At 70.6% G+C, this 4,856-nt stretch carries 5 protein-coding genes; all 5 read right to left on the bottom strand.

Annotation, left to right across the window (positions count from 1 at the left end; translation table 11 throughout):
• Positions 1-643 precede the first annotated feature (643 nt).
• Complete coding sequence (locus ACOJSF_RS11640) at positions 644-976, bottom strand: peroxiredoxin (RefSeq protein ID WP_420142363.1); 333 nt, start codon at positions 974-976, stop codon at positions 644-646.
• Complete coding sequence (locus ACOJSF_RS11635; RefSeq protein WP_420142362.1) at positions 961-1,716, bottom strand: HesA/MoeB/ThiF family protein; 756 nt, start codon at positions 1,714-1,716, stop codon at positions 961-963. The genes ACOJSF_RS11640 and ACOJSF_RS11635 overlap by 16 nt, the downstream gene beginning before the upstream one ends.
• Entirely contained in the window at positions 1,713-2,168 is a 456-nt protein-coding gene (dut, locus tag ACOJSF_RS11630; RefSeq protein ID WP_420142361.1) for a dUTP diphosphatase, read from the bottom strand. The genes ACOJSF_RS11635 and dut overlap by 4 nt, the downstream gene beginning before the upstream one ends.
• A gap of 183 nt (positions 2,169-2,351) precedes the next feature.
• Positions 2,352-3,884: a 2-polyprenylphenol 6-hydroxylase gene (gene ubiB, locus ACOJSF_RS11625; protein WP_420142360.1), complete on the bottom strand. Its 1,533-nt coding sequence runs from the start codon at positions 3,882-3,884 to the stop codon at positions 2,352-2,354.
• Positions 3,885-4,032: 148 nt separating this feature from the next.
• Positions 4,033-4,764, bottom strand: a complete 732-nt coding sequence (locus ACOJSF_RS11620; RefSeq protein ID WP_420142364.1) for a class I SAM-dependent methyltransferase — start codon at positions 4,762-4,764, stop codon at positions 4,033-4,035.
• Between the last annotated feature and the right edge of the window lie 92 nt (positions 4,765-4,856).

The raw sequence follows: 4,856 nt of genomic DNA, 5'->3' as shown, positions 1-4,856 counted from the left end.
AACCCCGGTGAATGGGTGCCCCCCGGAACATGTCGGGGGTCACGAAACCCCCCGGGCGCAAGTCCACCATTCCGCCTCAACTCAAGCCCGTTCGCCCTGAGCCTGTCGAAGGGCCGCCCTTCTTTCGACTCAAGGTCCGACGCGCCGTCGGCAAAACAGGGCTTCGACACGCTCAGCACGAACGGTCACGTCAATCCGCGCCTACACCAGCCCCGCCCCGGCACCTCACACCGTAACCGGATCGCTCGGCGCGGGCGGGATCGGGTCGGTGGGCGTGGGGATGGGGTCGTCGACGGGCGCGTCGTTCGGGATTTCGGGGATCGGGGGTTGGCTCGCCATGATCGCTCTCCTTCCACGGAAGAACGATGCGGGCGCGGTCGGGTGCCGCGGCTGGACGTGCAAAAGCAAACGCCCGGACCGTTTCCGGCCCGGGCGCCTGCGTGACGATCGCTCGTCAGCCCCCTTATCAAGTGGCTGGCCCGCACGCTCGGTCGTTGCCGAACGGGGCCGAGGCCTCCCCGAACCATGGCCAGTTGGCGATCGTTCGTGAGGTCTTGCTAGGCAGACGCACGCGCCTTGTCACCGGTCAGTGTGTCTGAACGTTGCGTTTACGACTCTCCTGTTGTTCGCGCGCAACAGCGCCTCAGGCGAGCACCAGCCGCGCATTCTCGGACGCCGCCAGGAATCCCACCATCCCGCCATAGGTGAAACGGGGGTCGAGCGCGTCGGCGCGCAACCCCGCCTCGGCCAGCCCGGTCTGGCAGAGCATCACCGTTCCGCCGAGCGCGTGGCAGGTGTCGAGCAGCGCGCCCACCTCCGACTCACTCGCGAGCAGCGCCACCGCCGGCGAATCGAGAAAGACTGTTACCGCGCCCCCCAGCGCCGCCTGTGCCGCCGCGAGCCGCAGCGCGCTTTCCAGCCGTGCCTGGTCGGGCCCCGCGACGATGATCGCGAGCGGGGTCACGCGGCCGCGCACGCGCAGCCCGCATCCTTGGGCAGCCCGATCGTGCGAAAGCGGAAGTCGAGCGCGTCGATCAGCAGAAGCTGTCCGGCCGGATCGGCGCCGAACGGCACGATCGCGCGAATCGCCTCGATCGCGGCGAGGCTGCCGAGCACGCCGGTCAGCGCGCCGAGCACGCCCTGGTCCGCGCAGGAGATATCGGGCCGGTCCGGATCGCTCCCCACCAGGCAGCGATAGCAGGGCCGGTCCGCCTCCCACCCGCGATACACGCCGAGCTGGCCGTCGAACTGCCCGACCGCCGCCGAGACGAGCGGGATGCGCAGCGCCGTCGCCGCATCCGACACCGCCAGCCGCGTCGCAAAACTGTCCGATCCGTCGACGATCGCGTCCGCGCCCGCCAGCAAGGCGGCGGCATTGTCGGCGGTCAGCCGCCTCGGCCGGCCGACGAGCGCGACATCGGGGTTCAGTCCCGCGACCGCGTCCGCCGCCGCCGCGACCTTCGCGCGCCCGACATCCTGCGTGCGGTAGAGCACCTGCCGCTGGAGGTTGGACAGCGCGACATCGTCGTCGTCGATCACCGTCAGCCGCCCGACGCCGGCGGCGGCGAGATACTGGATCGCGGGCGCGCCGATTCCGCCCGCCCCGACCAGCGCGACATGCGCCTCGATCAGGCGCCGCTGCCCCGCGCCGCCAATCTCCTTGAGGATGATGTGGCGCGCGTAGCGGTCGAGTTGCGCGTCGGTAAGTTCGGTCACCGCCCGGTCGAGCCGAAGCCGCCCGTCCCGCGCGCGGTCTCGTCGAGCGCGCTCACCTCGGCGAAGGTCGCGCGCTGGACCGGGGCGGGGACGAGCTGCGCGATCCGCTCGCCCCGCGCGACGTGGAACGGCTGGTCGCCCAGGTTGGCGAGGATGATCTTCAGCTCGCCGCGATAATCGGCGTCGATCGTCCCCGGCGTGTTGAGGCAGGTCACCCCATGCTTGAGCGCGAGGCCCGAACGCGGCCGCACCTGCACCTCATAGCCCTCCGGGATCGCCATGGCGAAGCCGGTCGCGATAGCCAGCCGGTCGCCGGGCTCCAGCGTCACCGTCTCGGCCGCCACCACGTCCATGCCGGCGGCATGTTCGGTCGCATAGCGGGGCAAAGGCAGGTCCTCGCCATGGGCGAGGCGGAGCAGGCGGATCTCAATCGGGGGCAGAGGATGCGACATGCCCCCGCCATAGCCGAGCCCCGCGCCCCCGCGCCAGCATGCGCGAGGCGAGACACCTTGAGAGCCGATAATGACCTCGATCACCGTTCGCACTGAGCTTGTAGAAGCACGGCTCGTCTTTCTATCGATGCACCGGAAGGCGCGAACCGCCCTTCGACAATCTCAGTGCGAACGGTGGTGAGATCAGCCGAACAGGCTCGCCAGCGCCGCCCCGGCCCCACCCGCCAGCAGCGCCACGAACGCCATCCGCCATCCGCCGCCCAGGCGCACCACCGCGACCTCGGCCAGCGGGGGCGGGGGGGGGGCGGCGCCCGGCGGCGGATAGCGCGCCTCGATGCGGCGGACGAGGTCGGGGATGCGAAGCAGCGTGTCCGCGTCGCGCCGCAGCCGGTCGGCCAGCCACGCCTCGGGGCCGAGCTCGTCGCGCAGCCATTCGCGCACGAACGGGCCCGAAACCTCCCACATGTTGATATCGGGATCGAGGCCGGTGGCCACACCCTCGACCATCACCATCGTCTTCTGCAGCAGCAGGAGGTGCGGCTGCGTCGCCATGTCGAAATCGCGCGTGATGCCGAACAGGCCGTCCAACATCTGCCCGATCGAAATGTCCTTGACCGGCAGGCCGCGGATCGGCTCGCCGACGGCGCGCAGCGCGGTCACGAACTCGGCAACGTTATGATGCGCGGGGACGTAGCCCGCTTCGAAATGGATCTCGGCGACGCGCTGGTAATTGCCGGTGATCAGGCCGTGGAGGATCTCCGCCAGCCATAGCCGCGCGCGCCGGTCGACGCGTCCCATGATCCCGAAATCGATCGCCGCGACACGGCCCCCCGGCAGCGCGAACAGATTGCCCTGGTGCAGGTCGGCGTGGAAGAAGCCGTCGCCGATCGCCTGGCGCAGGAAGGCGCGCACCAGCAGCACCGCCAGCGCCCGCGTGTCATGCCCCGCCGCGACCAGCTCGGCGCGCTTGCTCAGCTTGATCCCGTCGATCCATTCCAGCGTCAGCACGCGCCGCGTGGTGCGCGACCAGTCGATCGCGGGCACGACGAAGCCGGGCTCGGCCGCCATATGCTCGGCCAGCTCGGACGCCGACGCCGCCTCGCGCCGCAGGTCGAGCTCGCGCATCGTCCACTGGCGGAAGGTCGCGATGGTCAGGCGCGGGCGCAGGCGCGCAAGCTCGCCCCCCATCGCCTCGGCCTGCGCCGCCGCCCATTCGTAGGTCTGGATGGCGCGCGCCATCTCCTCCTCGATCCCCGGCCGCAGCACCTTGACCGCGACCTGCCGCCCGTCGAGCGTCACCGCGCGGTGGACCTGCGCGATCGACGCGGCGCCCACCGGCTCGGGGTCGATCGACGCGAACAGCTGCTCGATCGGCCGTTCGAGGCTCGCCTCGATCGCCGCGCGGATTGTCTCGAACGGCACCGGCGGCACCGAATCCTGCAGCCGCGTCAAATCGTGCGCCGCTTCCTCGCCGACCAGGTCGGGGCGGGTGGCGAGCGCCTGGCCCAGCTTGATCGCCGCCGGCCCGATCGCCTGGAAGGCGTCGGCATAGCGCGGCGTCTTCGGCACGCGCAGCCCCAGATGCGCCAGCCGGATCAGCCGGCGCGCGGCCGTCGGCGTGTTGGGATCGGCCTCCAGCCCGCGCAACGCGCCGTGGCGGGCAAGCGTCCGCCCCCAGCGCAGCAGGCGGAACGTATGGACGAGCGCGGAGGTCAAAGATCCTCCCCGGCCCGGGGAGGGGGACCGCGACGCGCAGCGGCGTGGTGGAGGGGGCGTGCGGCGAGCGGGTCGCGCGTCGCGATCCCCCTCCACCGTTGCTTCGCAACGGTCCCCCTCCCCATGCTGGGGAGGATCGTGGCGGCCCTCATATCTTCCAGCCGCTGTGGATCGCGACCAGTCCGCCCAGCAGCGGCTCGACCTTGGTCTGCACGAAACCGGCCTCGCCGATCATCTGCTCGAACTCGGGCATCGGCGGGAAGCGGCGGATCGATTCGATCAGGTAGCGATAGCTGTCCTCATCATCGGCGATCGCCTTGCCCAGCCGGGGCACGATCCGGTGCGAGTAGAAATCGTAGACCTCGGCGAAGCCCGGCCATTGCGTGGTCGAAAATTCGAGGCAGAAGAACCGGCCCCCGCGCTTCAACACGCGGTGCGCCTCGGCCAGCGCCTTGTCGATATGCGTCACGTTCCGGATGCCGAACGCGATCGTATAGGCGTCGAACGCGCCGTCGCCGAAGCTCAGCGTCTCGGCATTCTGAACCGACCAGTCGAGGCCCTCGATCCCCTTCTTCGCGGCGCGGGCGCGCCCGACGTCCAGCATCGCGGGGTTGATGTCGCTGACCGTCACGTCCGCACCACGGGCGTGCATGCGGAACGCGATGTCGCCCGTGCCCCCCGCCATGTCGAGGATGCGCTCGCCGGCGCGCGGCTTCACCCGCGCGACGAAGCGGTCCTTCCACAGCCGGTGCATGCCCGCCGACATGGCGTCGTTCATGATGTCGTAGCGTCGCGCCACGCGGGCGAACACCTCGCCCACCTTCGCGGTCTTTTCGGTCGGGCTGACTTCGGAATAGCCGAAGGAGACGGTCTCGGTCATGGCCCGGCCATAGCGACGCCGCCGACGATGGGCTAGGTGGCGGCGATGCCCGAATTGCCCGAAGTCGAAACCACCGTGCGCGGCCTCCGCCC

It is taken from the genome of Sphingomonas sp. (assembly GCF_048594985.1).
GTDB lineage: Bacteria > Pseudomonadota > Alphaproteobacteria > Sphingomonadales > Sphingomonadaceae > Sphingomonas_I.
Note: the sequence above shows the minus strand (reverse complement) of the source record. Positions and strands in the feature narration are given on the sequence as shown.